This window comes from Herbaspirillum sp. YR522, from assembly GCF_000282575.1.
Taxonomy (GTDB): domain Bacteria; phylum Pseudomonadota; class Gammaproteobacteria; order Burkholderiales; family Burkholderiaceae_D; genus Herbaspirillum.
On sequence record NZ_AKJA01000132.1, the window covers coordinates 111,774 to 138,265 of the forward strand.

Annotated in this window: 24 protein-coding genes; 12 read left to right on the forward strand and 12 right to left on the reverse strand. The window is 64.9% G+C overall.

The genetic code is table 11. The features are described 5' to 3' along the window. Positions 1–32: 32 nt before the first annotated feature. Entirely contained in the window at positions 33–524 is a 492-nt protein-coding gene (locus tag PMI40_RS18740; protein ID WP_008118583.1) for an NUDIX hydrolase, read from the reverse strand. 165 nt (positions 525–689) lie between these two features. On the opposite strand from PMI40_RS18740, the gene PMI40_RS18745 reads away from it, so the two are divergent. The 4 genes from PMI40_RS18745 (at position 690) to PMI40_RS18760 (ending at position 4,024) form a co-directional block, all read left to right on the forward strand. After that, positions 690–1,805 (forward strand): Re/Si-specific NAD(P)(+) transhydrogenase subunit alpha, encoded by a 1,116-nt coding sequence (locus PMI40_RS18745; protein ID WP_008118585.1) that lies wholly within the window; start codon positions 690–692, stop codon positions 1,803–1,805. Between the two features lie 63 nt (positions 1,806–1,868). Further along, positions 1,869–2,231 (forward strand): aspartate 1-decarboxylase, encoded by a 363-nt coding sequence (panD, locus tag PMI40_RS18750; RefSeq protein ID WP_008118587.1) that lies wholly within the window; start codon positions 1,869–1,871, stop codon positions 2,229–2,231. A 42-nt stretch (positions 2,232–2,273) separates the two neighbouring features. Continuing rightward, the gene (locus PMI40_RS18755) at positions 2,274–2,588 is read left to right on the forward strand and encodes an NAD(P) transhydrogenase subunit alpha (protein WP_008118588.1); all 315 of its coding nucleotides are present in this window, start codon (positions 2,274–2,276) and stop codon (positions 2,586–2,588) included. Continuing rightward, positions 2,585–4,024, forward strand: coding sequence for an NAD(P)(+) transhydrogenase (Re/Si-specific) subunit beta (locus PMI40_RS18760; RefSeq protein ID WP_008118590.1), 1,440 nt, complete (start codon positions 2,585–2,587; stop codon positions 4,022–4,024). The genes PMI40_RS18755 and PMI40_RS18760 overlap by 4 nt, the downstream gene beginning before the upstream one ends. Before the next feature lie 75 nt (positions 4,025–4,099). On the opposite strand, the gene upp is transcribed toward PMI40_RS18760, so the two are convergent. From upp to PMI40_RS18785, 5 genes are all read right to left on the reverse strand, one after another. Beyond that, positions 4,100–4,747 (reverse strand): uracil phosphoribosyltransferase, encoded by a 648-nt coding sequence (gene upp, locus PMI40_RS18765; RefSeq protein WP_008118592.1) that lies wholly within the window; start codon positions 4,745–4,747, stop codon positions 4,100–4,102. A gap of 63 nt (positions 4,748–4,810) precedes the next feature. Then, positions 4,811–5,968 (reverse strand): FAD-dependent monooxygenase, encoded by a 1,158-nt coding sequence (locus tag PMI40_RS18770; protein ID WP_008118595.1) that lies wholly within the window; start codon positions 5,966–5,968, stop codon positions 4,811–4,813. Beyond that, positions 5,965–7,314: an aminopeptidase P N-terminal domain-containing protein gene (locus PMI40_RS18775; protein WP_008118597.1), complete on the reverse strand. Its 1,350-nt coding sequence runs from the start codon at positions 7,312–7,314 to the stop codon at positions 5,965–5,967. Before PMI40_RS18775 ends, PMI40_RS18770 begins: the two co-directional genes overlap by 4 nt. Continuing rightward, on the reverse strand, positions 7,311–8,027 hold the full coding sequence (gene murU, locus PMI40_RS18780) for an N-acetylmuramate alpha-1-phosphate uridylyltransferase MurU (RefSeq protein WP_008118599.1): 717 nt from the start codon (positions 8,025–8,027) through the stop codon (positions 7,311–7,313). Before murU ends, PMI40_RS18775 begins: the two co-directional genes overlap by 4 nt. Before the next feature lies 1 nt (position 8,028). Then, positions 8,029–9,060 carry an aminoglycoside phosphotransferase family protein gene (locus PMI40_RS18785; RefSeq protein WP_008118602.1) on the reverse strand — a complete coding sequence of 344 codons (1,032 nt, stop codon included), beginning with the start codon at positions 9,058–9,060 and terminating at the stop codon, positions 8,029–8,031. Between the two features lie 97 nt (positions 9,061–9,157). On the opposite strand from PMI40_RS18785, the gene PMI40_RS18790 reads away from it, so the two are divergent. The 5 genes from PMI40_RS18790 (at position 9,158) to PMI40_RS18810 (ending at position 15,435) form a co-directional block, all read left to right on the forward strand. Further along, positions 9,158–11,437 carry an LPS-assembly protein LptD gene (locus PMI40_RS18790; protein WP_008118604.1) on the forward strand — a complete coding sequence of 760 codons (2,280 nt, stop codon included), beginning with the start codon at positions 9,158–9,160 and terminating at the stop codon, positions 11,435–11,437. 27 nt (positions 11,438–11,464) lie between these two features. Then, the gene (locus PMI40_RS18795; RefSeq protein ID WP_008118606.1) at positions 11,465–13,006 is read left to right on the forward strand and encodes a peptidylprolyl isomerase; all 1,542 of its coding nucleotides are present in this window, start codon (positions 11,465–11,467) and stop codon (positions 13,004–13,006) included. A 93-nt stretch (positions 13,007–13,099) separates the two neighbouring features. Continuing rightward, the gene (gene pdxA, locus PMI40_RS18800; RefSeq protein WP_008118608.1) at positions 13,100–14,149 is read left to right on the forward strand and encodes a 4-hydroxythreonine-4-phosphate dehydrogenase PdxA; all 1,050 of its coding nucleotides are present in this window, start codon (positions 13,100–13,102) and stop codon (positions 14,147–14,149) included. After that, positions 14,146–14,928 carry a 16S rRNA (adenine(1518)-N(6)/adenine(1519)-N(6))-dimethyltransferase RsmA gene (rsmA, locus tag PMI40_RS18805; RefSeq protein ID WP_008118610.1) on the forward strand — a complete coding sequence of 261 codons (783 nt, stop codon included), beginning with the start codon at positions 14,146–14,148 and terminating at the stop codon, positions 14,926–14,928. Before pdxA ends, rsmA begins: the two co-directional genes overlap by 4 nt. Before the next feature lie 147 nt (positions 14,929–15,075). Further along, positions 15,076–15,435: a hypothetical protein gene (locus tag PMI40_RS18810; RefSeq protein ID WP_008118613.1), complete on the forward strand. Its 360-nt coding sequence runs from the start codon at positions 15,076–15,078 to the stop codon at positions 15,433–15,435. Positions 15,436–15,535: 100 nt separating this feature from the next. Here PMI40_RS18810 and PMI40_RS18815 read toward each other — a convergent pair whose 3' ends face one another. Both PMI40_RS18815 and PMI40_RS18820 read right to left on the reverse strand, forming a co-directional pair. Continuing rightward, positions 15,536–17,503 carry an AsmA family protein gene (locus tag PMI40_RS18815; RefSeq protein WP_008118615.1) on the reverse strand — a complete coding sequence of 656 codons (1,968 nt, stop codon included), beginning with the start codon at positions 17,501–17,503 and terminating at the stop codon, positions 15,536–15,538. A 146-nt stretch (positions 17,504–17,649) separates the two neighbouring features. Next, on the reverse strand, positions 17,650–18,267 hold the full coding sequence (locus tag PMI40_RS18820) for a biliverdin-producing heme oxygenase (RefSeq protein WP_008118617.1): 618 nt from the start codon (positions 18,265–18,267) through the stop codon (positions 17,650–17,652). A gap of 533 nt (positions 18,268–18,800) precedes the next feature. On the opposite strand from PMI40_RS18820, the gene infA reads away from it, so the two are divergent. Next, a complete protein-coding gene (infA, locus tag PMI40_RS18825) occupies positions 18,801–19,064 on the forward strand; it encodes a translation initiation factor IF-1 (RefSeq protein WP_008118619.1) in 264 nt (87 codons plus the stop codon). A 159-nt stretch (positions 19,065–19,223) separates the two neighbouring features. Here the strand turns inward: infA and gloA are convergent, their stop codons facing one another. Then, positions 19,224–19,628 (reverse strand): lactoylglutathione lyase, encoded by a 405-nt coding sequence (gene gloA / locus PMI40_RS18830; RefSeq protein ID WP_008118621.1) that lies wholly within the window; start codon positions 19,626–19,628, stop codon positions 19,224–19,226. Between the two features lie 85 nt (positions 19,629–19,713). Then, positions 19,714–22,215: a DNA ligase D gene (gene ligD / locus PMI40_RS18835; protein WP_008118622.1), complete on the reverse strand. Its 2,502-nt coding sequence runs from the start codon at positions 22,213–22,215 to the stop codon at positions 19,714–19,716. A gap of 209 nt (positions 22,216–22,424) precedes the next feature. On the opposite strand from ligD, the gene PMI40_RS18840 reads away from it, so the two are divergent. Together PMI40_RS18840 and PMI40_RS18845 are read left to right on the forward strand one after the other, a co-directional pair. Next, positions 22,425–23,306 (forward strand): ZIP family metal transporter, encoded by an 882-nt coding sequence (locus PMI40_RS18840; RefSeq protein WP_008118623.1) that lies wholly within the window; start codon positions 22,425–22,427, stop codon positions 23,304–23,306. Between the two features lie 97 nt (positions 23,307–23,403). Further along, on the forward strand, positions 23,404–24,411 hold the full coding sequence (locus tag PMI40_RS18845) for an SDR family oxidoreductase (RefSeq protein WP_008118624.1): 1,008 nt from the start codon (positions 23,404–23,406) through the stop codon (positions 24,409–24,411). A 69-nt stretch (positions 24,412–24,480) separates the two neighbouring features. On the opposite strand, the gene PMI40_RS18850 is transcribed toward PMI40_RS18845, so the two are convergent. Continuing rightward, complete coding sequence (locus PMI40_RS18850; protein WP_008118626.1) at positions 24,481–25,269, reverse strand: enoyl-CoA hydratase-related protein; 789 nt, start codon at positions 25,267–25,269, stop codon at positions 24,481–24,483. Then, positions 25,269–26,471 (reverse strand): 3-oxoadipyl-CoA thiolase, encoded by a 1,203-nt coding sequence (gene pcaF / locus PMI40_RS18855; RefSeq protein ID WP_008118627.1) that lies wholly within the window; start codon positions 26,469–26,471, stop codon positions 25,269–25,271. Before pcaF ends, PMI40_RS18850 begins: the two co-directional genes overlap by 1 nt. Between the last annotated feature and the right edge of the window lie 21 nt (positions 26,472–26,492).

Consider the following 26,492-nt stretch of genomic DNA (forward strand, 5'->3'; position numbering starts at 1 on the left):
CATTGCCTGTAGGTAATTGCCGCACGGTGCGCTCAAGCCTCATCCAGGGCGCCGATGGCGCTTGGATCGGTGTGCACCAGGTCCAGTGGCGCGCGCTGGCCGCGCAAATAATCGTCCACGCAGCGCAGCACCAGCGGGCTGCGATGGCGTTCGGCGCACGCTGCCAGTTCGTCGCGCGTGAGCCAGGTGGTGCCGACGATGCCATCGTCAAGGGGGCGGTCGAGCGCCGCGCCGGCCTCGCCGGCGAACGCAAAGCGCAGGTAGGTGACGCTCATGCCGCCGCGCGAGGATGACACATTGCGCGACAGGTAGCTTCCCACCAGCGCCGTGGGCGTAAACACACGCGCCGATTCTTCCAGCGCTTCGCGCGCTACCGCCTGCAGCAGCGACTCGCCAGGCTCCAGGTGCCCGGCCGGCTGGTTGATGCGAATGATGCCGCCACTTCGTTCTTCCACCATCAGGAAGCGACCCTGCTGTTCGATGATGGCCGCCACCGTGACGGAAGGTTTCCAGACTTCAGACATTGATTACCTCGTTAATTCGTTATTTTAACGCGTTGCGTGAGACTCTTCAGCGCAAAGCCCCGCCCGGTGGGCGCTTCACGCTGGCCTCATACCTGGCTGGAATTATCGTTTTTTAATTTTTGTCGTGTAAGATTCGGGTAAGAAATCAACTAACAGGAGCTTTGCATGAGGATAGGTATTCCCGCCGAAAGTCGGGATGGCGAAACGCGTGTTGCGGCGACTCCGGAAACAGTCAAGAAACTGGTGGCCGCCAAGCACGAGGTGATGATCGAGTCCGGGGCCGGCGTCAAATCCAGCATCCCGGACGACGCCTATATCGCCGTCGGCGCCAGTATCGGCAGCGCCGAGGCGGTCTATACCGCCGAGATCCTGCTGAAGGTGCGTGCTCCCAGCGAACAGGAGCGCGCGCGCATCAAGGCCGGCACGGTCGTCATCGGCATGCTCAACCCGTTCGACGCCGACAACAATGCCGCCATGGCCAGCGCCGGCCTGACTGCCTTCGCCCTCGAAGCCGCGCCGCGTACCACCCGTGCGCAGTCGCTCGACGTGCTGTCGTCGCAGGCCAACATCGCCGGCTACAAGGCCGTGCTGATGGCCGCCAATACCTACCAGCGTTTCATGCCGATGCTCATGACCGCGGCCGGCACCGTCAAGGCGGCGCGCATGCTGATCATGGGGGCCGGTGTGGCGGGCCTGCAGGCCATTGCCACGGCCAAGCGGCTGGGGGCGGTGATCGAGGCGTCCGACGTGCGTCCGGCGGTCAAGGAACAGATCGAGTCGCTCGGCGCCAAGTTCCTCGATGTGCCCTTCATCACCGACGAGGAAAAGGAAATCGCCCAAGGCGTGGGCGGCTATGCCCGTCCGATGCCGGCCGACTGGATGCGGCGCCAGGCCGAACTGGTGCACGAGCGCGCCAGGCAGGCCGACATCATCATCACCACCGCGCTGATCCCGGGCCGCAAGGCACCGGTGCTCATCAGCGAAGAGACCGTCAAGGCCATGAAGCCGGGTTCGGTGATTCTCGACATGGCGGTCGACCAGGGCGGTAACTGCCCGTTGTCGGAGTCAGGCAAGACCGTCGTCAAGCATGGCGTCCACATCATCGGCGAAGGCAACCTGGCAGCGCTGGTGGCAGCCGATGCCTCGGCGCTGTATGCCCGCAATGTACTGGACTTCCTCAAGCTGATCATCGACGCCGAAGGGCGCCTGGTGATCAACAAGGAAGACGACATCGTCGCCGCCACCCTGGTGTGCCAGGGTGGCGAGGTATTGCGCAAGTAAGGCCGTTGCCCGCCACGTGCAAGCGGCCGGCGGGCATGCCATGTTCAACAAGGAAATAAGCCCATGCAACGCATCATGCTGCGCGCCAAGATCCATCGCGCAACCGTCACCGAATGCGATCTCAACTACGAAGGCTCCTGCGGCATCGACGAGGACCTGCTGGAGGCGGCCGACATTCGCGAGTTCGAGAAGATCGAGCTGTACAACGTCAACAACGGCGAGCGTTTTTCCACGTATGCCATCCGTGGCAAGCGAGGCAGCGGCGAGATTTCACTCAACGGTGCGGCGGCCCGCCGCGCCCACCTGGGTGATCTGCTGATCATCTGCACCTATGCACCGATGAGCGAGGAAGAAGTCCGGCAGTACGTGCCCCGGATCGTGTTCGTCGACGCCGGCAACCGCATCACCAGTCTCAAGGCGATCTGACCCCGCGATGCCGCCATCGCGCAATAACCAGAGGAATCAATAATGGAAGTCAGCCATACCATCATCAACCTGATCATTTTCGTGCTGGCGATCTACGTCGGCTACCACGTGGTCTGGACCGTGACCCCGGCCCTGCATACACCGCTCATGGCCGTCACCAACGCCATCTCGGCCATCATCATCATCGGCGCCATGCTGGCCGCCGGCCTCACTGAAGGTCCGGTCGGGCGCATCGCCGGCACGCTGGGCGTGGTCCTGGCCGCGGTGAACGTGTTCGGTGGCTTCATGGTCACGCAGCGCATGCTCGAGATGTTCAAGAAAAAAGAACCCAAGGCCAAGGCAGGAGCATCGGCATGAGCATGAACCTCGTCACCCTGCTGTACCTGGTCGCCTCGATCTGCTTCATCCAGTCGTTGAAGGGCCTGTCGCACCCGGCCACCGCCCGTCGCGGTAACAACTTCGGCATGGCCGGCATGTTGATTGCGGTAGTGACCACGCTGGCGTTGATCGTCAAGTTGAAGGGCGATGGCGCCGATTCGGCCAGTAGCATCGGCTATATGCTGGTGGCTGCCGGCGTGATCGTCGGTGGCGGCATTGGGGCCTACCTGGCGCGCAGCGTCGAAATGACCAAGATGCCCGAACTGGTGGCGGCGATGCACTCGCTCATCGGCCTGGCCGCGGTGTGTATTGCCGTCGCGGCCGTGGCCGAACCGTGGGCGCTGGGCATTTCCGCGCATGGCGCGGCCATTCCCGTGGGCAACCGCGTCGAACTGTTCATCGGCACCTTCGTGGGCGCCATCACCTTTTCGGGTTCGGTGATCGCCTTCGGCAAGTTGTCCGGCAAGTACAAGTTCCGCCTGTTCCAAGGCGCGCCGGTCAGCTTCTCGGGCCAGCACTTCCTGAACCTGCTGCTGGCGGTGGCCATGCTCGGTTTCGGCATCATCTTCGTGCTCACGCAGGACTGGCTGCCGTTCATCATCATGGCGGCCATCGCCTTCGTGCTGGGCGTGTTGATCATCATCCCCATCGGCGGCGCCGACATGCCGGTAGTGGTGTCGATGCTCAACAGCTACTCGGGATGGGCCGCAGCCGGCATCGGCTTCTCGCTCAACAACTCCATGCTGATCATCGCCGGCTCGCTGGTGGGATCGTCGGGGGCGATCCTGTCGTACATCATGTGCAAGGCGATGAACCGTTCGTTCTTCAACGTGATCCTGGGCGGCTTCGGCGGTGAAGCGGCGGCCGCCAGCGGTGGCGCGCAGCAGCAGCGGCCGGTCAAGTCGGGTTCGTCCGACGATGCGGCGTTCCTGATGGGCAACGCCGAGACCGTGATCATCGTGCCCGGCTACGGCCTGGCGGTGGCGCGTGCCCAGCATGCATTGAAGGAACTGACGGAGAAGCTGACCCACAAGGGCGTGACCGTCAAGTATGCGATCCATCCCGTAGCCGGTCGCATGCCCGGTCACATGAACGTGCTGCTGGCCGAAGCCGAGGTGCCGTACGACCAGGTGTTCGAGATGGAAGACATCAACGGCGAGTTCGCCCAGGCCGACGTGGTACTGGTGCTGGGCGCCAACGACGTGGTCAACCCGGCCGCCAAGGACCCCAAGTCGCCGATCGCCGGCATGCCGATCCTGGAAGCCTACAAGGCCAAGACCGTGATCGTGAACAAGCGCTCGATGGCGGCCGGCTATGCCGGCCTGGACAACGAGCTGTTCTACATGGACAAGACCATGATGGTCTTCGGCGACGCCAAGAAGGTCATCGAGGACATGGTCAAGTCCGTCGACTGACAAGTGCCGCACCAACCATGAAAAACCCCGCTGCGATAGCCGTCGCAGCGGGGTTTCTTGTTGGGTGGTCCGGTCTTACTTGGTGCCGAAGATCCGGTCCCCGGCATCTCCCAGGCCCGGGACGATGTAGGCGTCCTGGTCCAGGTGCGAATCGAGCGAGGCGACGTAGAGCTTGACGTCGGGATGGGCGTCGCAAAACACCTGTACCCCTTCGGGCGCGGCTACCAGCGCCACGAACACGATGTGTTCGCTGGGCACGCCGCGCTTTTTCAGGGCATCGACCGCGTATACCGCCGAATTGCCGGTGGCCACCATCGGGTCGCACAGGATCATGGTGCGGTCCTGCAGGTCCGGCAGGCGCACCAGGTATTCGACCGGTTGATGGTCCTGGTCGCGATAGACGCCGATATGCCCGACGCGGGCCGACGGAATCAGTTCCAGCAGGCCGTCGCTCATGCCGACCCCGGCACGCAGCACCGGTACGATCGCCAGCTTCTTGCCGGCGATCACCGGTGCGTCGTAGGTCACCAGGGGCGTCTCGATCTTCTCGGTGGTCAGCGGCAGGTCACGTGTGATCTCGTAGCCCATCAACAAGGTGATTTCGCGCAGTAGGTCGCGGAAGGTACGGGTGGAGGTGCGCTTGTCGCGCATGTGCGTGAGCTTGTGCTGGATCAGCGGGTGATCGAGGATGAACAGGTTCTTGAAGCGCGGATCTTGTTTCATGTTGGCTGGCGTTGTGGCAGGTTGGATGACGGCATTGTCTCATGCCCGGGGCCCGGGGCATGCCTAGCGCCGGCCGAACATCATCTGCTGCGCCAACAGATCCCGGGCCGGCGAGACCAGGTCGATCATTCCCAGCGAAAACCCCAGGGCAGCCTGGATCAACGAACCTTGCGGCGCACTGGCGAAGACCCGTGCCATGGTATCGGTCAGCCCTACGGTAAGCCGGCGGTCGCTGCGGCGTCGCTGGGCGAACGTGCGCAGCGCCTGCGGCGCGTGGTCGTGCGCCAGCAGCCCGGCCAGCACGCGCGCGTCGCGCAGGCCCAGGTTGAGCCCCTGGCCGGCCACCGGGTGCAGGGTCTGCGCCGCGTTGCCGATGGCCACCACCCGGGCCCCGGGTTCGACGCCGGCGTTCAGGCCCAGTGGATAGGCATGGCGGGAACCGATGGCCGTGAACCGGCCCAGGCGCTGTCCGAAGGCCTGTCCCAGCGCCGCCAGGAAGGCGGCGTCGTCCAGCGCCTGCAGGGCGTCGGCACTGCCGGGACTGACGCACCATACCAGCGCGTAACCGTCGTCCTGGGGCAGCAGTGCCAGCGGACCCTCGTCGGTGAAGCGCTCGAAGGCGCGATGCGCGATGGCGCCGTCGACCTGCACATGGCCGATCAATGCGACTTGCCGATAGTCGCGCTGCATGTTCTTTTGCAATTGCTGGCCGAACACCCCGCCCTCGGCCTGTATCGCCAATGCCGCGGTCAGGCTGCGGCCATCGCGCAGCTGCACCGCCACATGGTCGTGGTGCTGTTCCAGTGCCACCACCTCGGCCGGACGCAACAGCTGCACGCCGCTGGCGACGACGACGCTGTCGAGCGCCTGGTTGAGCGTGCCGTAGCGGGCCACATAGCCCAGCGCCGGAAGTTGATAGTCGCGCCGGTCCAGCAGGGTGCGACCGAAATGTCCGCGGCGCGAGACGTGGATCTGCTCGATGGCAGTGGCGCTGCGCCCGACCGCTTGCCAGGCACCCAGTTCCTCGATGATCTGGCGGCTGCCGTAGGACAGCGCAATGGTGCGCGGGTCGGCCGCGGCCTGCGCCGCCGGTTTCTGGTCGACCAGCGCGATGCGCGAGACTTCTGCGCCGCGTGCGGCCAGCAAGGCCGCGGTGGCCAGGCCGACCGGGCCGCCGCCGCAGATGACGAGGTCGACATCGGGAGACGTATGGCTGGTCATGAGCCCTGGCGCATCAATGCCTCGATGTCGGCCACCGTCGATGGCACGCCGGTGGTCAGCAATTCGCAACCGCTGGCCGTGACATGGGCGTCGTCCTCGATGCGAATGCCGATGTTCCAGTACTGCTCCGGCACCCCTTCGGCCGGCCGCACATAGATGCCCGGTTCGATGGTCAGCACCATGCCCGGCTGCAGGGTACGCCAGGGTTTGCTGCCGTCGGCCGCCGGCGGGTCGCGATAGTCGCCCACGTCGTGCACGTCCATGCCCAGCCAATGGCCGGTACGGTGCATGTAGAACTGGCGGTAGGCACCCTGTTCGATCACATCGTCGCGCGTGCCCAGCTTGTTGCCATCGAGCAGCCCGGTATCGAGCATGCCCTGGGCCAGGATGCGCACGGCCGCATCGTGGCCGTCCATGAAGCGCTTGCCGGGGGCGGTCTCGGCCACTGCCGCGGCATGCGCGGCCAGCACGATTTCGTAGAGTTCGCGTTGCGGGCCCGAAAAACGGCCATTGGCCGGGAAGGTACGGGTGATGTCGGCGGCGTAGCTGTCGAGTTCGCAGCCGGCGTCGATCAGCACCAGGTCGCCATCCCTGAGTTCGGCGTCACCGGCCCGATAGTGCAGCACGCAGGCGTTGGCGCCGGTGGCCACGATCGAGCCGTAGGCCGGGAACTGCGAACCGTTGCGGCGGAACTCGTGCAGCAGTTCCGCCTCGAGATGGTATTCGCGCAGGCCGGGACGCGAGATGCGCATGGCGCGACAATGCGCCTCGGCCGAGATCACGCCGGCGCGCCGCATGGTGTCGATCTCGGTGGCATCCTTATGCAGTCGCATGTCGTCCAGCAACACGTTGATGTCGACGATGCGCCCGGGCGCGGCCACGCCGCTGCGGGCCATGCCGCGCACGCCCTGCAGCCAGTCCTGCAGTCGCGCATCGCGACCGCGGTCCTGTCCCAGCGAATAGAAGATCGCCGGCGCGTCCGCCAGCAGGGCCGGCATGCTCTTGTCGAGCTCATCGATCGGATGGGCGGCATCGAAGGCGAACTCCTGCTGCGCGGCCTGGGGCCCGAAGCGATAGCCGTCCCAGATCTCGCGTTCCAGGTTCTTGTCGCGACAGAACAGGATACTGCGTGGCTCGGACCCGGCTACCAGCACCATCACCGCTTCCGGTTCGGTAAAGCCCGAGAGATAGTGAAAATAGCTGTCATGCCGATACGGATAATCGGCGTCGCGGTTGCGCATCACCTCGGGCGCGGTGCCGATGATAGCGACCCCGCCGCCGGCAGCCTGCATGCTGGCGAGCAGGCGACGGCGGCGCTCGACGTGGGGAGTGGCATTGAAAGTCATGGGCGTTGGGCTCCGGGCGGCTGGTTCAGTTCTTCCAGTTGTTCGACGGTACCGACGTTATGCCAGGGGCCGCGATAGACATCGCCGCCGACCTGGCCGCGTGCGGCATATTCGCGTAGCAGCGGCCCCAGTTTGGCATGTTCGCCGGCGCTGATGGCGTCGAACATCTGTGGACGATAGACGCCGATATTGGCGAAGGTCAGGCGCGGCTGGCCCTCGTTGGCAATCGAGAAATTGTTCAGTGCGAAATCGCCCCCGGGGTGGAATGGAGGATTCTTGACCAGGTACAGCCAGGCCACGTCGCGCCGTTCCGGCGCCAGCGGATTGCCCCACGGGTCGTTGTCCTCCAGCACCGTCTTGACCTGTTCGTAGTCGAAATGAGGGCACCAGATGTCGCCCGAGACCGCCACGAACGGTTGCTCGCCCAGCAGGTGCCGGGCCTGGGCGATACCGCCTGCCGTCTCCAGCGCGCTGGCCTCGGGCGAGTAGTGCAGTTGCGCACCGAACTGGCTGCCGTCACCCAGGGTATCCTCGATCATCTGCCCCAGGTGGGCGTGGTTGATGACGATCTCGGTGATGCCGGCCCGCACCAGCGACAGGATCTGCCACACGATCAGTGGCCGGCCGCGCACCTTCAGCAGCGGCTTGGGACAGGTGTCGGTGAGCGGGCGCATGCGCGTGCCGCGACCGGCGGCGAAGATCATGGCCTTCATGTCAGAACGTATAGCCGAACTTGGGCGCCAGGTCCTTGTGCAGGGACTCGATCAGGCGCACCAGCGGCGAGAAGGCAACATAGCGGCGTGCCGTCTTGAGCACGTACTGCATCACCAGCGGAATGTCGTCGAGGTAGGCGTCCTTGCCATCCCGGTGATGCAGGCGGGCAAAGATGCCCAGTACCTTCAGGTGGCGCTGCAGCCCCATCCATTCGAAATCGCGATAGAAGCCGTCGATGTCGGGCGCCACCGGCAGGCCTGCACGGCGGGCCTTTTCCCAATAGCGGATGGCCCAGTCCAGCACCAGTTCCTCGTCCCACTGGATGTAGGCGTCACGCAGCAGCGACACCAGGTCGTAGGTGATGGGGCCGTACACGGCATCCTGGAAATCGAGCATGCCCGGATTGCCGCTGGGCAGCACCATCAGGTTGCGTGAATGGTAGTCGCGATGCACATAGACCTGCGGTTGCGCCAGGGTGTTGGCCAGGATGGCGTCGAACGCCTTGGTCAATACCGCGTTTTGTTCGTCCGACAGCGTCACGCCCAGGTGCTTGCCGATGTACCACTCGCGAAACAGCTCCAGTTCGCGCGACAGCAATGTCCGATCGTATTCGGGCAGGACGTCCGGTTTGCTTTGCGCTTGTAAAAGCACCAGGGCGTCGATCGCATCCATGTATAGTCTGTGCGCGCTGTCGACGTTGAGCTGGTGCAGGTAGGTGGTGGACCCGAGGTCGGACAGCAGCAAAAAGCCCTGTTCGACGTCTTGCGCCAGGATCCCGGGCACTGTCACCCCGGTGGCGCCGAACACCCCGGCGACGTGGATGAAGGGACGCACGTCCTCCTGGGGCGGCGGCGCATCCATGGCGATGACGCTGTCCCCGGCGATTGTGTCCACCCGGAAATACCGGCGGAAACTGGCGTCGGCGGAGGCCGGGCGCAGGGTGGAGAGGTCGACCGGGACGGAGTCGAGCGTAGCGAGCCAGGTTTGCAACAGCAACTGGCGATGATCTGGGGTAGAACTTGGTGAAGACATGAACAATCTGAGGAATTCGTTTGATGGGGAGGAGTTCTCATATAATAAGGGATTAACTTCAAAAAATCCGCCTGCACGGTGTCTTGCCACTCTTTTCATGATCCGGTTCCCCAAGTCTCTCTCTGAACGTACCGTCCACTGGCGGACCGCACGGCGTTTCTCATCGCTGCTGATGGCGGCATCGGCCGCCAGCCTGTTGCCCTTGACGGTGCATGCCCAGATGACGCTGCCCGCACCGGCGGCCACGCCGGTCGACGACAAGGACGCTCCCGTCAATGTCAGCGCCGAACAGATGACCGGCCGGCCGGATCGCCAGGTCAATCTCGATCGCGACGTCGAGATCGTCAAGGGCGGTACCACCATCAAGGCCGACCGCGCTGAATACCGCATCATCCAGGACGAGGTCGAGGCCACCGGGCACGTCTGGATGAAGCGCTTGCAGGACCGCTATACGGGCGATCATGCGCAGATGAACATGGGCTCGGGCGCCGGCTTCGTGACCAACCCGACCTACCTGATCGGCAAGAACGGCGGGCGCGGCCGGGCCGAGCGCATCGACTTCCTGTCGGACGACCAGGCCGAAGTGACCCAGGGCACCTACAGCACCTGCGAGGCCACCGATCCCGACTGGTACCTGCGGGCCAATACCATGGACCTCGATAGCGGTCGCGAGGTCGGCACCATGCATGGTGGCCTGCTGTACTTCAAGGGGGTGCCGATCCTGGGTTCGCCCTGGATGTCCTTCCCGCTGTCGGGCGAGCGCAAGTCGGGCGTGCTGCCGCCGACCATCGGCATGACCAGCAACGGCGGCGCCGAGATCTCGGTGCCGTATTACTTCAACCTGGCACCGAACTACGACCTGACGCTGTTTCCCAAGTACATCGCCCGTCGCGGCCTGCAGATGGGGGCCGAGACGCGCTACCTGGGCGAGAATTATTCAGGCATCACCCATGTCGAGGGGATCCAGGATCGGGTCACCGGCACCGGTCGCTATTCGTTGTCGTCACAGCACCAGCAGACCCTGGCGCCTGGCTGGTTGCTGAACTGGAACCTGAACAAGGCCTCGGACAACGACTATCCGTCCGACTTTGCCCATTCGATCACCGGCAGCACCCAGCGCTTGCTCACGCGAGAAGTCAACCTGAGCTACAGCAGCACGTATTGGAGCGTGACCGGACGGGTTTCCAAGTACCAGTTGCTGCAAGACGTCAATAGCCCCATCACCAAGCCATACGAACGGGTACCGCAGTTGGTCTTCAGCGGCAATCGCTATGACATCGGCGGCTTCGATTTCAGCACGGTGGCCGATTTCACCCGCTTCGCCAGCGGTGAGCTGGTGGGCGGCGACCGTGCATTCATCACGCAATCGGTGTCTTATCCCATTGTGCGCCCGGGGTATTTCATCACGCCCAAGGTCATGCTCGACGCCACCAGCTATCGCCTCAACAACCTGGCCGCGGGCGAACGCACCGACTATACGCGCACGGTACCCACCGCTTCGCTGGACAGCGGCATGATCTTCGAGCGCGAATCGTCGCTGCTGGGCCGCAGCATGACCCAGACCCTGGAGCCGCGCCTGTTCTATGTGCGCACGCCCTATCGCGACCAGTCGATGTTGCCCAACTTCGACTCCGGCCTGGCCGACTTCAACCTGGCCCAGATCTTTACCGAGAACCGCTTCGTCGGGCATGACCGTATCAGCGATGCCAACCAGGTGACCGCTGCCGTGAGCACCCGCTTCATCGAGCAGAACGGCCTGGAGCGACTGCGCGCCACGGTGGGCCAGCGCTTCTACATCAGCGATCCACGGGTGGTCATCAGTGGTACCACCGCCACCAGCCTGGGCAGCAAATCCGACCTGCTGCTGTCACTGGGTGGCCAGATCACGCGCGAGTTCTCCACCGACAACACGGTGCAGTACAGCGAGACACTGCGCCAGATGGTCCGTTCCACCTTCGGCGTGCGCTGGCAACCGGCGCCCAAGCGCGTACTGAACCTGCAATACCGGCTCGATCGCACCTACATCAATCCGCTCACGGGCTTGCTCGATCCGCTCAAGCAGGTCGACGTCTCCGGGCAGTGGCCGGTGTCGCAACGCTGGTATGCTGTGGGCCGCGTCAACTACTCGCTGCCTGACCGTACCGTCGCCGAAGGCTTGCTGGGCATGGAATACAAGGCCGATTGCTGGGTCTTCCGGGTCGTGGCGCAACGTATCCCTACGTCGTCGACCAAGGCATCCACGGGCTTCTTCTTCCAACTCGAACTCAACGGCCTGTCGCGCATCGGCTCCAATCCGATGGAAGCGATCAAGGCCAGCGTGCCCGGGTACCAGAACGTAAACCTGCCGGACCGCAACAATCCGAATGACAATTTCTAATCTATCGTGAACCAACGTCTTCTTGCCATGCGCAATATGCAAACACCACTCCTTGCCAAAACCAAAACAGCGACCGCGCTGCTGTGCATGCTGGGCGTGATCGGCAGCGCACATGCGCAATTTGCCGCCACGATCATCCCGACCGCCCCGTCCGAGACCACGGTGCCCGAACCCGTGCCCACACCGTCGTCGACTCCGGCGCCTACCCGCTCCCAGGGAGCCAGTCCGACCCGCCCGGCGCCCGCGCAGGCACCCGTGCGTGCGCCCGGCCCGCGCGTGGCGCCGGCAGCGCCAGCAGCACCGGCGCCTGCACCGACCACCAGTGCACGTCTCGAACCCCAGGCAGTCGACTCCATCATCGTGGTAGTCAACAACGAAGTGATCACGCGCCAGGAAGTGGCCGACCGCCTGCGCACCATCGAACAGCGCATGGCCGCCCAGAACGTGCCGGTGCCGCCCCGCAACCAGTTGGTGCGGCAATTGGTCGAGCGCATGATCGTCGAGCGCGCCCAGACCCAGATGGCCAAGGAAAGCGGCATCGCCGTGGACGACGCCATGCTCGACCGCGCCATGCAGCGTATCGCCGAGCAGAACAAGATTTCCATGGCCGCACTGCGGGTGCAGCTGGAAAAGGAAGGCATCGTCTATTCCGCCTTCCGCGAAGAGATTCGCCGTGAAATCCTCAGCCAGCGCCTGCGCGAGCGCGAGGTCGACAACAAGGTCACGGTGACCGAATCGGAAGTCGACAACTACCTCGCCGCCGAATCCAATGCCGGTGCCGCGCACCAGGAACTGAACCTGGCCCAGATCCTGATCCGGGTGCCCGAGAACGCATCGCCCGAACAACTGGCCCAGCGTCGCGAGCGTGCCGAGGACGTGCTGCGCCAGCTGCGCACCGGCGCCGATTTCGCCAAGACGGCAGCGGCCTACTCCGACGGCGCCGATGCGCTGACCGGCGGCGACCTGGGTTGGCGTGCGGCCGACCGGCTACCACAGCTGTTCATCGATGCCACGGCCAGCCTGCAGGATGGCCAGGTCAGCCCCATCGTCAAGAGCGGCAACGGTTTTCACATCCTCAAGCTGGTGGGCCGGCGTTCCGCCGACAACACCCAGGCCAGCGCGCCGGCGGTGCAGCAGACGCATGCGCGTCATATCCTGATCAAGGTCACACAGGTGGTGACGGCGGCCGAGGCCCGCCGCAAGCTGACCGAACTCAAGGAGCGCCTGGACAACGGTGGCAACTTCGAAGAACTGGCCAAGCTGTATTCCAATGACTTGTCGGCGGCCAAGGGCGGCGACCTGGGTTGGGTGTACCCTGGCGACACGGTACCCGAATTCGAGCGCGCAATGGATCAGCTCAAGCCCGGTGAAGTCAGCCAGCCGGTCGAGTCGCCGTTCGGCTTCCACCTGATCCAGGTGGTCGAGCGCAAGACCGACGATGCATCGCGCGAGCGCACCCGCGCGGCGGCCCGCCAGGCCATTCGTGAACGCAAGATCGAAGAGGCCAACGAAGATTGGCTGCGCCAGATTCGCGATCGCGCCTACGTCGAGTATCGTAACGACGAGTGATGCCGTCGCCGGCGGCGAAGCCGGCGCCCATCCAGCGAGAAGCCGGCCGTCGTGCCGGCTCTTGCTTTTTTATCACCTCACATCGTGCATGCCATGAACCGACCCATCATCGCGCTGACCTGCGGCGAACCGGCAGGTATCGGTCCCGAGATATCGTTGCGCGCGGCCTGGGCGCTGCGCCATGAGGCGCGTTGCGTGCTGCTGGGCGACGCCGCACTGCTGGCGCAGACCGCCGCCGACATCGATCCGGCCATGCGCGTGGCTGCCTTGTCGATACAGGCCTGGCGCAACAGCGGACTGCCGGCCTTCCCGGTGGACTGCCTGAGCGTCATCGACTGCCCGGTGGCCGAACCGGTGCGGCCCGGGCGGCTCGATTCCCGCAACGGGCGCGCCGTGCTGCAGACGCTGGACCTGGCGGTCGAAGGCACGCGGCGGGAGCAGGGCGGCTTCGTGGCCATGGTGACCGCGCCGCTGCAAAAGAGCACCATCAACGACGCCGGCATTGCCTTCACCGGCCATACCGAATACCTGGCCGAGGTCACCGCCACGCCGCAGGTGGTGATGATGCTCGCCGGCGGCGACGCACCGCATCTGCGGGTCGCGCTGGCGACCACCCACCTGGCGTTGAAGGACGTACCTGCGGCCATCACCGAGGCCGGCCTGGCGCGCACGATCGACATCATCGACGCCGACCTGCGCAGCAAGTTCGGCATCGAGCGCCCACGCATCCTGGTCACCGGCCTGAACCCGCATGCTGGCGAAAACGGCTACCTCGGGCGCGAGGAAATCGACGTCATCGGCCCCGCGCTGGTGGCGGCCCAGCAGCGTGGCATCGACGCCCGCGGCCCCTATCCGGCCGACACCCTGTTCCAGCCCAAGTACCTCGAGGATGCCGATTGCGTGCTGGCGATGTACCACGACCAGGGCTTGCCGGTGCTCAAGTTCGCCAGCTTCGGGCATGGCATCAATATCACCCTGGGCCTGCCGTTGATCCGCACCTCGGTCGACCATGGCACCGCGCTCGACCTGGCCGCACGCGGCCTGGGGCACGCCGACCACGGCAGCATGCTGGTGGCCATCCGGGCAGCGGTCGACATGGCGCGGCGCCAGAACCCATCCCATTCAGTAGCGAGCAAGACATGAAACACATTCCCCGCAAGCGCTTTGGCCAGAACTTCCTGACCGACGACCTGGTGTTGCACGACATCATCAGCGCCATCGCGCCCGAAGCCGACGACACGATGGTCGAGATCGGCCCCGGACTGGCCGCGATGACGGCGCTGATCCTGGAGCAGGTGCGTCACCTGCACGTGGTCGAACTCGATCGCGACCTGGTGGTGCGCCTGCAGAAGCGTTTCGACCCGGCGCGCCTGACGATCCATTCGGCCGATGCGCTCAAGTTCGACTTTGGCAGCATTGAGGTGCCGGCCGGGCGCAAGCTGCGGGTGGTGGGCAATTTGCCCTACAACATCTCCAGCCCGTTGCTGTTCCACCTGGCCAGCATCGCGCCGCAGGTCGCCGACCAGCATTTCATGCTGCAAAAGGAAGTGGTCGAAAGGATGGTTGCCGAGCCTGGCAGCAAGACCTATGGCCGCCTGTCGGTCATGCTGCAATGGCGCTACCGGATGGACCTGCTGTTCGTCGTGCCGCCCACCGCATTCGATCCGCCGCCCAAGGTCGACTCGGCCATCGTGCGCATGATTCCATTGGACCAGCCGCTGGTGTGCGAGCAGGGCCTGCTGGAGCAGGTGGTGACCAAGGCGTTTTCGCAGCGGCGCAAAGTGATCCGCAATTGCCTGGCAGGATTGTTCTCGGAAGAACAGTTGGCGCAGGCTGGCATCGACCCGCAACTGCGCCCCGAGACGATACCGATGGAACAATACGTGGCACTGGCCAACCAGTTGCAGGCGCGCCAGTCCTGAGGCCGGTCACCGGTTGCAGAAAGTCACAATCGGGCCGCCATTCGTAAGAACTGTAACCAAGTTATTTATTCGACGTATTTCGAGATCTGCTGGCCTATATTTGAACCGTGCCGCAAGCTAGCGGACTTTTCGAAACAGGAGCCAATCATGGCCAGCAAAAAAATCGCATCGGTATTGATCGCAACCACTCTTCTGGCTTCGGCTGCCGTGGTGAGCACGCCCGCGATGGCGCGCGACCACGGAGGCGGCGGCAACGGCCTGGCTATTGCCGCCGGCATCATCGGGGCGGTGGCGGTCGGATCGATGATCGCCAACGCCAATTCGGCGCCCGCGCCCCAGGCCTACTACCAGGCGCCTCCGCAGCAGGTGTATTACCAGGCGCCACAGCCGGTCTACTATGAGCAGCCGCGTTATTACGCGCCGCCACCCCGTCCGGTGCACTATGTGGAGCGCACCGAGGTGCGCAGCTACCGCTACGAGGACCGTCCTTATTATTACGGACGTTGATCGCAGTCAATCCGGTTGGTCGCGTTGACAGTGGTAGTTGGGCAAAGGCGGGCGACTCCCACGGGAGCGCCCGCCTTTTTCATGGACATCTCCTGTGCGATCAGTGCCGCTGGGCGCACACGTTGGGCAGTTCCTTGCCCATGCTGATCAGCGGTAGCGCCGCGGCCACCGGCGCCACCAGCGCCAGTGCCGCCGCCGCACCGGCACGCGCCAGCAGCGGGCCCTTGTAGGGGCCGATCTCGGGTTTGTTCAATGGCCCCCTGGCATACAGGGGCGTGCGCAGGGTGAACACGCGCAGTTCGCGCGATTGCGGGCGGATATCCAGGTCCAGCCGTTCGCGGCCGAGGTCGATCTGGCCGGTCACGTCGATCACTGCGTCGTCGGTATCGACCACGAACTGCTTGAAAAGCGCCTGGCCCGCCTTGACCTCGAGGTCGGCAACGGCGCAATTGAGATGCACCTGGCGGTCACGATACAGCTTGGCGAACACCGCATCGGCCACGTTGAGGCCGGCCGCTTCCAGGATGAACTTGCTGATGGCGCCCTCGCTCACGCGGGCCTTGACGCTGCCCTCGGCCGAGGCCAGCAGGTTGGCGATCGAGTTGCCGCTGCCGGCCAGGCGGGCATGGGCATCGAGCTGTCCGAAGCTGCCCTGCATCGATGCCAGCGACGGCAGCAGCTGGCGCAGGTGCAGCGCTCGACCATCGATTTCCGCCTGGGCGCGCATCTGCCGTTGGCGGGCGTCCATCGTCACCTGGCCCGCCACCTTGCCCCCGGCCGTGGCGAAGCGCAGCGGATCGACGGTCAGCAGCCGGTCTTTCAGGCGCAGCTCGAGATGCAGGTCCTGCAACGCGATATTGGGTGGCTGCTCGACGTGTTGCGCCGTGATGCTTACCTCGGCGTCCATGGCACCCCATTTTTCGGGATCGAACTGGCGCGCCGACAGGCTGCGCCCGCCCGCTGCGGCATCCTTCTTCTGCGTCTTGTCGCGTGGTGGCATCAGGTCGCCCGGCACCAGTTTTTCGGACCGTACCGTGGCCCGCAACACCGGGCGTGGATCGCGTTGCAGGTATTGCGCCTCGCCGTTGATGTCGCTCTGGCCGATGATGCCGGCGAATTTACGGTAATGCCAATCCCACTGCGTGGCCGTCAGGTCGGCGCGCTCGCCACTCAATTGGCCGCTGACCTTGAATGGCGCGGTCGCCGGCAGGGGGACATGGGTGGCGGGATAGAGGTCGGCCAGGCTGTTGCCCGACAGGGCCAGCTTCAATTCGAAATAGGTCAGGCGGCGCGGACTGGGCATGACGCCCGACAGCACGACATGGGCCTGGCCGACCTCGCCTTCGGCCCGTAGCGGAAACTGTCCGTCATCGTTGAGCAGGTCGATCAGGGCGCCGCCCTGGCCGGTGCCGGCAACGGTGGCGTCGCGAAACTTGCCGCTGATGCCGAACTGCACCTCCAGCCCCTTGACCTCATCCTTGAGGTTGACGCCGCCATTGCCCGGTAGCGGGGTGGTGTCGAAGCGCAGGTCGAGATCGAGCGGGCGGTCGACATAGCGGATATCGGCATGGTCGAACGCCAGGCGCCGTATATCGACGCTCCAGCGCGGCTCGCGGCGGTCGGTAAAGCGCCAGTTCTTGCGCCGCTCGGCGTCGCGTTCCATGACAATGACCGGTCGTTTCAGCTGCAGGTCGGTGATGTTCCAGCGCTGGCGCAGCAGCGGCAGGATGTCGAATGTCACGTCGACCGCCGCCGCGCGGGCCAGATGGTCGGCCGCCGTGGCCCAGGATGGATTGCCGATGGTGACATCGTATGCGACCAGGCGTAGCCGGGGAATGAAGCGGATCGACGCCGGTTCGCTGGCAGGGCCGCGGGCCCATCCCAGCTGGGCATCGCCGTCGATGCGGATCTCGCGCTTGAGCAAATCGGAGAAGCGTTGCGTCAGCCATGGCTTGGCATGGTTCCAGTTATAGGTCGCCACGAACAGCGCCAATGCGGCGGCCAGCGCCAGCAGGGCGGCCAGGGTCCACGACAGGATGCGCAAGAGCAGCAGGAACCGGTGATGCACGCGAGGTCTCCGTCTCGCCTGGCGTGCCAGGCGGATTGGTTAGAAGTGACGACCCGTGCCGTCGGCACGGATTGCTTCAGGCTCGACAGTATCGGGCCTGGACGGCTTCTAGCCTATAGGAACGGCGGCCATGCTGCTGTAGGTCATCAGGCAGGCTGGGCGAGACTGGCGTCGTGGCAGAACATGTCCATGTAGCCGGTCACCTGCTCGAAGGCGGCGATGGCGCCGGCGACCACCCGCGCCTCGTCGGACGGCGCCAGCACCACGCTGTCGAGCTGGCCGACGAAGGCGCGCCAACTGGTCGCGCGACCGTCCTCGTGCGGCGCCAGGTGCCGGGCGCCATGCTCGGCGCCCAGGCCCAGGCCAGCGGCGGCCTTGAACAGGAAGGCCGCACCCAGGTTCGACCCTTCTTCGACATACAGCCAGCCCAGGGCGGTGGGCAGGTCCAGCGCGGCGCCGCCGGCCAGTGCCGGCGGCGCCGCCAACATCGGCAGCGCCAGGCCAAGGTCGGCCAGGTCGCGCTCGACCTGCCGCAGCCGGGCTCGCGCGGCTAGTCCGGGAAACAGCTGGTTCAGCGTGGGATCGTCGAACAGCGCGGCGACATCGCGGTGAAACGCGTATTGCATCAGCACGAACGCGCCGTAGTGCTGCCGCGAGGCAAAGGGGTTGAATTTCATGATGCCGCCATCGAGGCGCTGGTGGGCGGCATGGGTCGCGGCCTTGAGGCTGGCGGCGCGGGAAGGAATATCGGCGGGGTTGCTCATCGTGGTCCTGGTAGGGTGTGGCAGCGACGATACCAAAACCGCCGCCATCGTGCTGGCTGGCGTGATCGCCTGCGACCAAATTTGCCTGGATTGATGGTTGATCCGAGGAAAGTCTCGTTTTTTTTATGGTCGACGCCGACAAAAAGGTTGCGCCATCGCGACGAAAGCCTTGCTTTCATCACAAAAGCTGGCTCGAAGAGGCCTTGTCCTGTATAATCAGCACCCTGCTTGCCAAGTAAGTTGAAAGTCTTTGGCTATTCTCACCTGTCTTGCCTGTCGGCAACGCTGTCTGATCCTCGCCCGATATCTTTCATCCGGTCTGCCATGAGGTCAAGCCGTGCTTCTGATCGCATCGCGTGAAGAATGCCACCTTGATTGGTCCGTTTTCGATGCTTCATGTCCGGCGGTTGGCGATTCAGCCCGGCGAGCATCGATTCTGGTTAAAATCTGCCAGCTTCGACATAACGTAATTATTAGCGTATCCAGCAGGGCCTTGGTGGCCTTGTATTCCGTACATCTGCCCAGGAGATTCAATGGCAAAAGAAGAACTGATCGAAATGCAAGGCCAAGTAGAAGAAGTCTTGCCCGACTCGCGCTTCCGGGTCAAGTTGGAAAATGGCCATTCCCTGATCGCATACACCGCAGGCCGCATGAAGAAGAACTTCATCCGTATCCTCGCCGGCGACAAGGTGACACTCGAGCTGTCCCCTTACGATCTGAACAAGGGACGCATCACTTTCCGTCATATCGAAAACCGCACTCCAGGCGGTCCGCGCACCAACTTCCGTCGTCGTTGATCGGCGTGGCCCGGGGCCACTGCAGTTGCCGATGAACCTGCGACGTCGAGCATGGGCGCCTGCTGCCGATGCTTCAATTGAAAAAGGCTGGTTCCTGAATTCATCAGGAACCAGCCTTTTTTGCTTTGCCGGTCGACCTTGCAGGGCGCCGGCGCGACGCTAGTCCGCGGCGTTGTACTGCTCTTTCTTCTGGATGAATTCGATCTTGTAGCCATCCGGATCGGTGACGAAGGCAATCACGGTCTTGCCGTGCTTCATCGGGCCGGCCTCGCGCGTGACCGTGCCCCCCTTTTGCTTGACGGCGTCGCAGGCCGCGTAGGCGTCCTCGACCTCGATGGCGATGTGGCCATAGCCGCTGCCCAGGTCGTAGCTCCCGGTATCCCAGTTATGGGTCAGTTCCAGCACCGTGGTATCGCTTTCGTCGCCGTACCCGACGAAAGCCAGGGTGAACTTTCCATCCGGGTAATCACTGCGACGCAACAGTTTCATGCCCAGCACGTTGATATAGAAATCGATGGACTTGTCGAGGTCACCGACGCGCAACATGGTGTGCAGCATTCTCATTTGGCTTTCCTTCCTTGGCTGTTTGCTTCAGACGTGCGCATTATCACCCATTTGCCGACATCCCGTGACCGCGCGCCGGGCGTACTCAGCGCTCGGCACCAGCGGCGGGCTTGAAATCCAGCGCGCGCATGGCCGGGCCCAGCGACTGGCGCTCGAAGCCGCAGTCGTCCCAGGGCTTATTGCCCACGTCGAGCCGCTCATGGATATTGCCGAGGTGCCACTGGGCGGCCGAATGCAGCCGGTCGAGTTCATCCCAGGCTACCGGCGTCGATATGCCCAGGCCGGGGCGCGCCCGTAGCGACCAGGCGCAGGCGGTGGTGGCGCCGAAGCCATTGCGCAGGTAGTCGACGAAGATCTTGCCGACCCGGTTGCGCCCGCCGCTCTTGGCGCTGAAGCGCTGCGGCAGCACGCTGGCCATGTGCTGCACGATGGCCTGCGAAAACGCCTTGACCACCTCGAACGAGTACTGGCGCCGGATCGGCACCACCAGGTGCAGGCCCTTGCCGCCACTAGTCTTGAGCAGGCATTGCAGGCCCAGTTCCTCGATGAAGCTGCGCACCAGCAGCGTGGCCTGCTTGATCTCGTCCCAGTGCACGCCCTGGCCGGGATCGAGGTCGAGGATGAAGCGGTCCGGCTTGATGGCCGAGGCGCGGGTGGTGTTCCAGGTATGGAATTCGAGCACATTCATCTGCGCCGCATTGAGCAGCCCCACCGGTTGCGCCACGATCATGTAGGGCGGATGGTCGGGGTCGAAGCTGTGGGCCATGCTGTTGACCCCCACCAGCTTGGCGCGTTCCAGGTGCTTCTGGAAGAACAGTTCTCCGGCTACCCCGGATGGGGCGCGCACCAGCGACACCGGCCGGTCCTTGAGGTGCGGCATGATCAGCGGCGCCACCAGGGCGTAGTAGCGCAAGACCTGGATCTTGGTCGCGCCGCTGGCGTCGTCGATGACGCGCTCGGGATGCGTGATGCGCAATCCTGCCAGCGGCGAGCCCGCGGCCGGCGCGGTTTCTTCCGCGTCGTGCGCACCCAGCGTCACCGGCTCTTCGCGCGCAATCACGCTGGCCGGCTTGTCGGTGCGCAAGCCGCGAAATACCGAATGGCGGATGTGGCCGTCGCGCGTCCAGTTGGCAAACGACACCTCGGCCACCAGCTCGGGACGGATCCAGTGCACCTTGCGCGCGGCGATGCCCGAGCCCTGCACCGTCGGGCTGGTGGCATGCAGCGCCCGCATCTTGCGCAACAGTTGCCGCAGCCGCTGGTCGTCGAAGCCGGTGCCGACGTTGCCCGCGTATTTCAGCTTGCCCTTGGCGTCGTGCACGGCCAGCAGCAGCGAGCCGAAGCCTTGGCGTGCACCGGCCGGCTCGGTGTAGCCGACGATGACGAACTCCTGCCGCTGCGCGCACTTGAGCTTGATCCAGTCCTGGCTGCGGCGGCTCGAATAGGTCGAGTCCTGCCGCTTTCCGATCATGCCTTCCAGTCCCATCTGGCAGGCCGAGGCAAGGATGTCGGTGGCGTCGACGTCGAAGCTGTCGCTGAAGCGCACGCTAGGTGGGGCGTTCTCCAGTAACGAAGCCAGCAGCTGACGCCGTTCGGCTAAGGGCCGCTGGCGCAGGTCGTAGCCGCCGCAGTAGGGCAGGTCGAACAGGTAGTAGACCAGGTGCGAGGTATCGCGACCGTCGAAGGCCTGCTGCAGCAGCTGGAAATCGGGCAGGCCTTCGGGCGAGGGCGCGATCACCTCGCCGTCGTACCAGCCATCGGGCAGCTTCATCTGCTTGAGGGTCTGCGCCAACGCCTGCAGCTGGGCGGTCCAGTCGTTGCCGTTGCGGGTGAAGAGCTTGATCGTCTTGCCCTCGATACGTGCCAGCATGCGGTAGCCGTCATACTTCAATTCGTAGGCCCAACCGGCATGGTCGCTGGGGGGGCGCTCCACCAGCGTGGCCAGTTGCGGGGCCAGGGTGGGCGGCAGGTCGGACTGCACCGGCGCCGCTCCCGCAGGGGCCTGGCTCACCTCGGGCGGCGGCAGTGCCGCCACGCTATCGGGGTGCTCGTCGACCACGCTGAAGGCCTCCGCCGGCTGGGCGTGGTTGTCCTTTTCCTTGATCAGCAGCCACGGGTCGCGTTTGTCGTCCTTGCCGCGCATGCGTACCAGTGCCCACGCGCCGCGCAACTTGTGACCGTGCAGTTCGAACTTCATGCGTCCGCGCCGGTAGTCGCCGGCCGGGTCCGGGCCCAGTGGCATCCAGACGCCCTTGTCCCAGATGATGACCTTGCCCGCTCCGTACTGCTTGGCCGGTATCTCGCCTTCGAAGTCGTTATACGAGATCGGGTGGTCCTCCACATGCATCGCCATGCGCTTATCGGCGGGATCGAAGCTCGGGCCCTTGGGCACGGCCCAGCTCTTCATGGCACCGTCGAGCTCCAGCCGGAAATCGTAATGCAGGCGGGTCGCCCAGTGCTTCTGGATCACGAAGCGCAGATGGCCGGTGGAGCGTTGTCCTTCGGCAGAAGGCTCGGGGGTGATGTCGAAGTTGCGCTTTTCCTTGTAGCGTTTGAGCGCATCCTTGGGGGCGGCAGTCTTGGTCATGGCGGTCCCGTTCAAAGCACGCGTGCAGGATTAGGAGGATGCAATTCTAGGCGGCAACGCGCAAGCGCGACATCGGCGATCCACCTAAACCGCTGGTGATGATGCGCCAACAGGCATGTCGGACTGTCGAGATGGACGATTCAGAGTTCGTCCGATAGGGGCGCCCATCCCTCGGCGCTAGACTGCATCATTTACATCGAAGGGTCGTCATGCACAGCAAGGTCGACGCGCTGGCCCCGCCGCAGCAGGATATACAGGTCAACTGGCCAATCGTGGCCGTGCTCCTGCTGCTGGGCTTTGCACTGCTGGGATGGTGGAGCGCGTCCGACACCCGTGTCTGGAACGCCCTGTCGGGCGGTCTGGCGGCTGCCGGCGCTACCGCGCTGGGGACCTTGCCGTTGTGTTTTTCCAAGCGCTTCTCCACGCGCGCTGCCGATTGCTGCATGGGTTTCGGCGCCGGCGTGATGCTGGCGGCCTCGGTGTTCTCGCTCATCGTGCCGGGCCTGGAAGCGGCCCGCAACGGCGGCGCCACCCAGCAGATGGCCAGCATCATCATCGGTGCCAGCGTCATCGGCGGGGCTGCATTGGTGTTGCTGCTGCAGAGCATCGGCCATGCGGGCGACGATCAAAAATCGCGCGAGCAGGCCGCACTGCGCCGTGTCTGGCTCTTCGTGCTGACGGTGGGGTTGCACAACCTGCCCGAAGGCCTGGCCATCGGCGTGGCCTTCGGCGGCGTGGCACCCGAGCAGGCGTCGGTGCTGACCTTCGGCATCGCCTTGCAGGACATCCCCGAAGGCATGATCGTGGCCACTGCATTGCTGAGCATCGGTTATTCGAAGACCGATGCGGTCGCCTGCGGCATCCTGTCCGGGCTGGTCGAGCCGTTGGCCGCCGTGGCGGGCGCGGCGCTGGTGTCGGTATCGACGGCATTGTTGCCGTGGGCGTTGGGGGGCGCCGCCGGCGCCATGCTGTTCGTGCTGGCCCATGAAGTGATTCCCGACCCGCACCGCCGGCATTTCGCGCTGCCGACCACCTGCTGCCTCATCGGTGGCTTCGTGCTGATGATGGGGCTCGACACGGCGCTGTCGTGATCGACACCCCGAAGATGAGACGATGTCCGATACCGCAGACCGTTGCCACTTCCTATGATCGGTGCTTGTCACCCCGTCCACCTCGCAAGGAACAAGCATGCAGATCAAGCTCAAGAATATCGCCGACCAGACCATCGTCATCACCGGTGCCACCAGTGGCGTAGGGCTGGCCACCGCACGCCTGGCGGCGGCGCGCCGCGCCAATGTGGTCCTGATCGCGCGCGACGCCGACGCGTTGGCGCGGGTGGCGACCGACCTCGACCCCAGCGGGCGCAAGGTGCTCACCGTCACCGCCGACGTGGCCGACTTCAATGCACTGCAGGCAGCCGCGTCCAAGGCAGTCCAGCAATTCGGCGCAATCGATACCTGGGTCAACAATGCCGGCGTGTCGATCTTCGGACGCAATGAAGAGGTGTCGCTGGAAGATCATCGACGTCTCTTCGAGACCAACTACTGGGGCGTGGTCAACGGTTGCCTGGCGGCCTTGCCGCACCTGAAGGTCAATGGCGGTGCGCTGATCAACCTGGGCAGCGAGCTGTCCGATGTCGCGGTGCCGCTACAGGGCGCCTATTCGGCATCCAAGCATGCCATCAAGGGTTTCACCGACTCGCTGCGGGTGGAGCTGGCCGAGCAGCAGGCACCGGTATCCCTGACCCTGATCAAGCCGGCCGCCATGGATACCCAGTTTGCCCGCAACGCCAAGAACTACATGGAGGTCGAGCCCAAGCTGCCGGCGCCGGTTTACTCGCCAACCATCGCCGCCGAGGCGATCCTGGTGGCGGCCCAGTGCGTGCGACGCGACATCTACGTCGGCGCCGCCTCCAAGCTGGTTTCGTCGGCCAACAAGTGCACGCCGGAGCTGGTCGACATCTATCTGCGCAAATGCATGTTCGCCCAGCAGCGCAGCGATCGGCCGCGCACCGATGAAGGCGACGCGCTGCATGCACCCAAGCCCAATGGCGCGGTGCAGGAGCGGGGCGGGGAGTCGGCCGTGATTCCGATTTCACCTTACACATGGGCCAGTTCGCGTGCGCCGATGGCGACCAAGCTGGCGCTGATCGGGGTGGCGTATGCGCTGGTGCGCGGTGGTGGCCGCCGCAAATAACGGCAGCAGTCAAGTCAAGGGCGCAGGTGCCGCGATGGCCGGTGGCGACACATGGCAGGCAAGGCGGCTTTAGCGACCGGTGAAGACCGCGGGGCGTTTCTCCTTGAACGCTGCAATGCCCTCGCGCCTGTCGTCGCTTGCCGCCAGCAGTGAAAAGGACTTGCGCTCGAACTGCAGTCCGGCCTCCAATCCCAGTTCGAACGACTTGAGCAACGCCTCCTTGGCCAGTCGCAGCGCCAGCGGTGACTTGCCGGCGATCGTGGTGGCCAGCGCCAGCGTGCGTGCCAGCACTGCGTCGTCGTCCACCACTTCGGCCACCAGGCCGGCCGCCAGCGCCTCGTCGGCGCCGATCAACTCTCCCGACAGCACCATCTTCATCGCCAGCGGTTTGCCCACCGTGCGCACCAGGCGTTGTGTGCCACCGGCGCCCGGGATGGTGCCCAGGTTGATCTCGGGCTGGCCGATCTTGGCGCCACGCCCGGCGACGGCGATGTCGGCGTGCATCAGCAATTCGCATCCCGCGCCCAGCGCATAGCCGTTCACGGCCGCCAGCAGCGGCTTGCCGAAGCTGGCGATGGTGCGCCAGTAATGCGGGCGTACGTCGAGCTGGGTCTCGACCGCACCGCGTTGGGCCAATTCATTGATGTCGGCACCGGCGGCAAAGACCTTGGGGTTGCCGCTGATGACGACCACCCGCACCTCGGCGTCGGATTCGGCCGCCGCCAGCACATGGGCCACTTCCATCAGCGTCTGGTTGCGCAAGGCATTGCGCACGTCGGGGCGGTTCAGCACCAGGTGCAGCAGGTACGGTGCTGGCCGTTCGAGCAGGATGTCTTGCAGGGCCTGGTTCATCTGCATCACACCCGTTCGATCACCAACGCAATACCCTGGCCCACACCGATGCACATGGTGCACAGGCCATAGCGGCCGCCGGTCTTTTCCAGCTGGTTGATGGCGGTGGTCACCAGGCGTGCCCCGGAAGCGCCCAACGGATGACCGATGGCAATCGCGCCGCCATTGGGGTTGACCCGGGCGTCGTCGTCGGCCAGTCCCAGGTCGCGGGTCACCGCCAGCCCCTGCGCGGCGAAGGCTTCGTTGAGCTCGATCACATCCATCTGCGCCAGGCTCAGGCCGGTCAGCTGCAGCACGCGGCGCGAGGCCGGCGACGGCCCGAAGCCCATGATGCGCGGCGCCAGGCCGGCGGTGGCCATGCCCAGCACCCGCGCCCGAGGTGTCAGGCCATGCTGTTTCACGCCAGCGGCCGAGGCCAGCAGCAGCGCGCAGGCGCCGTCGTTGACGCCCGATGCATTGCCGGCGGTCACGCTGCCGTCGGGCCGCACCACGCCCTTGAGGCGCGCCAGGCTGTCGATGGTGGTGTCGGGGCGGGGGTGTTCGTCGACGGCGACCACTTTCGGGTCGCCCTTCTTCTGGGCGATGCTGACCGGGGCGATCTCGCGTTCGAAATAACCGGCTTCATGGGCGGCAGCCCAGCGCTGCTGGCTGCGCACAGCGAAGGCATCCTGGTCGGCGCGACCGATGCCGAATTCCTGCGCCACGTTCTCGGCCGTCTCGGGCATCGAATCGACGCCGTATCGGGCCTTCATCAGCGGGTTCACGAAGCGCCACCCGATGGTGGTGTCGAACATGGCGGCGCTGCGGGCGAAGGCACTCTCGGCCTTGCCCATGACGAACGGTGCGCGGGTCATGCTTTCCACGCCGCCGGCGATGAGCAACTGCGACTCGCCGGCCTTGATGGCGCGCGCGGCCATGCCCACGGCGTCCAGGCTGGAGCCGCACAGGCGATTGATGGTGGTGCCCGGCACCTCCACCGGCAGCCCGGCCAGCAGGCCTGCCATGCGGGCCACGTTACGGTTGTCTTCGCCGGCCTGGTTGGCGCAGCCGTAGAGGATGTCGTCGAGTTGCGACCAGTCCACGCCGGCGTTGCGCCGGATCAACGCGCGGATGGGCTCGGCGGCCAGGTCATCGGCGCGGACCGTGGCCAGGGCGCCGCCGAAGCGACCGAAGGGGGTGCGGATTGCGTCGCAGATGAATGCATCCATGGTATTCCTTGCCAATGTAGT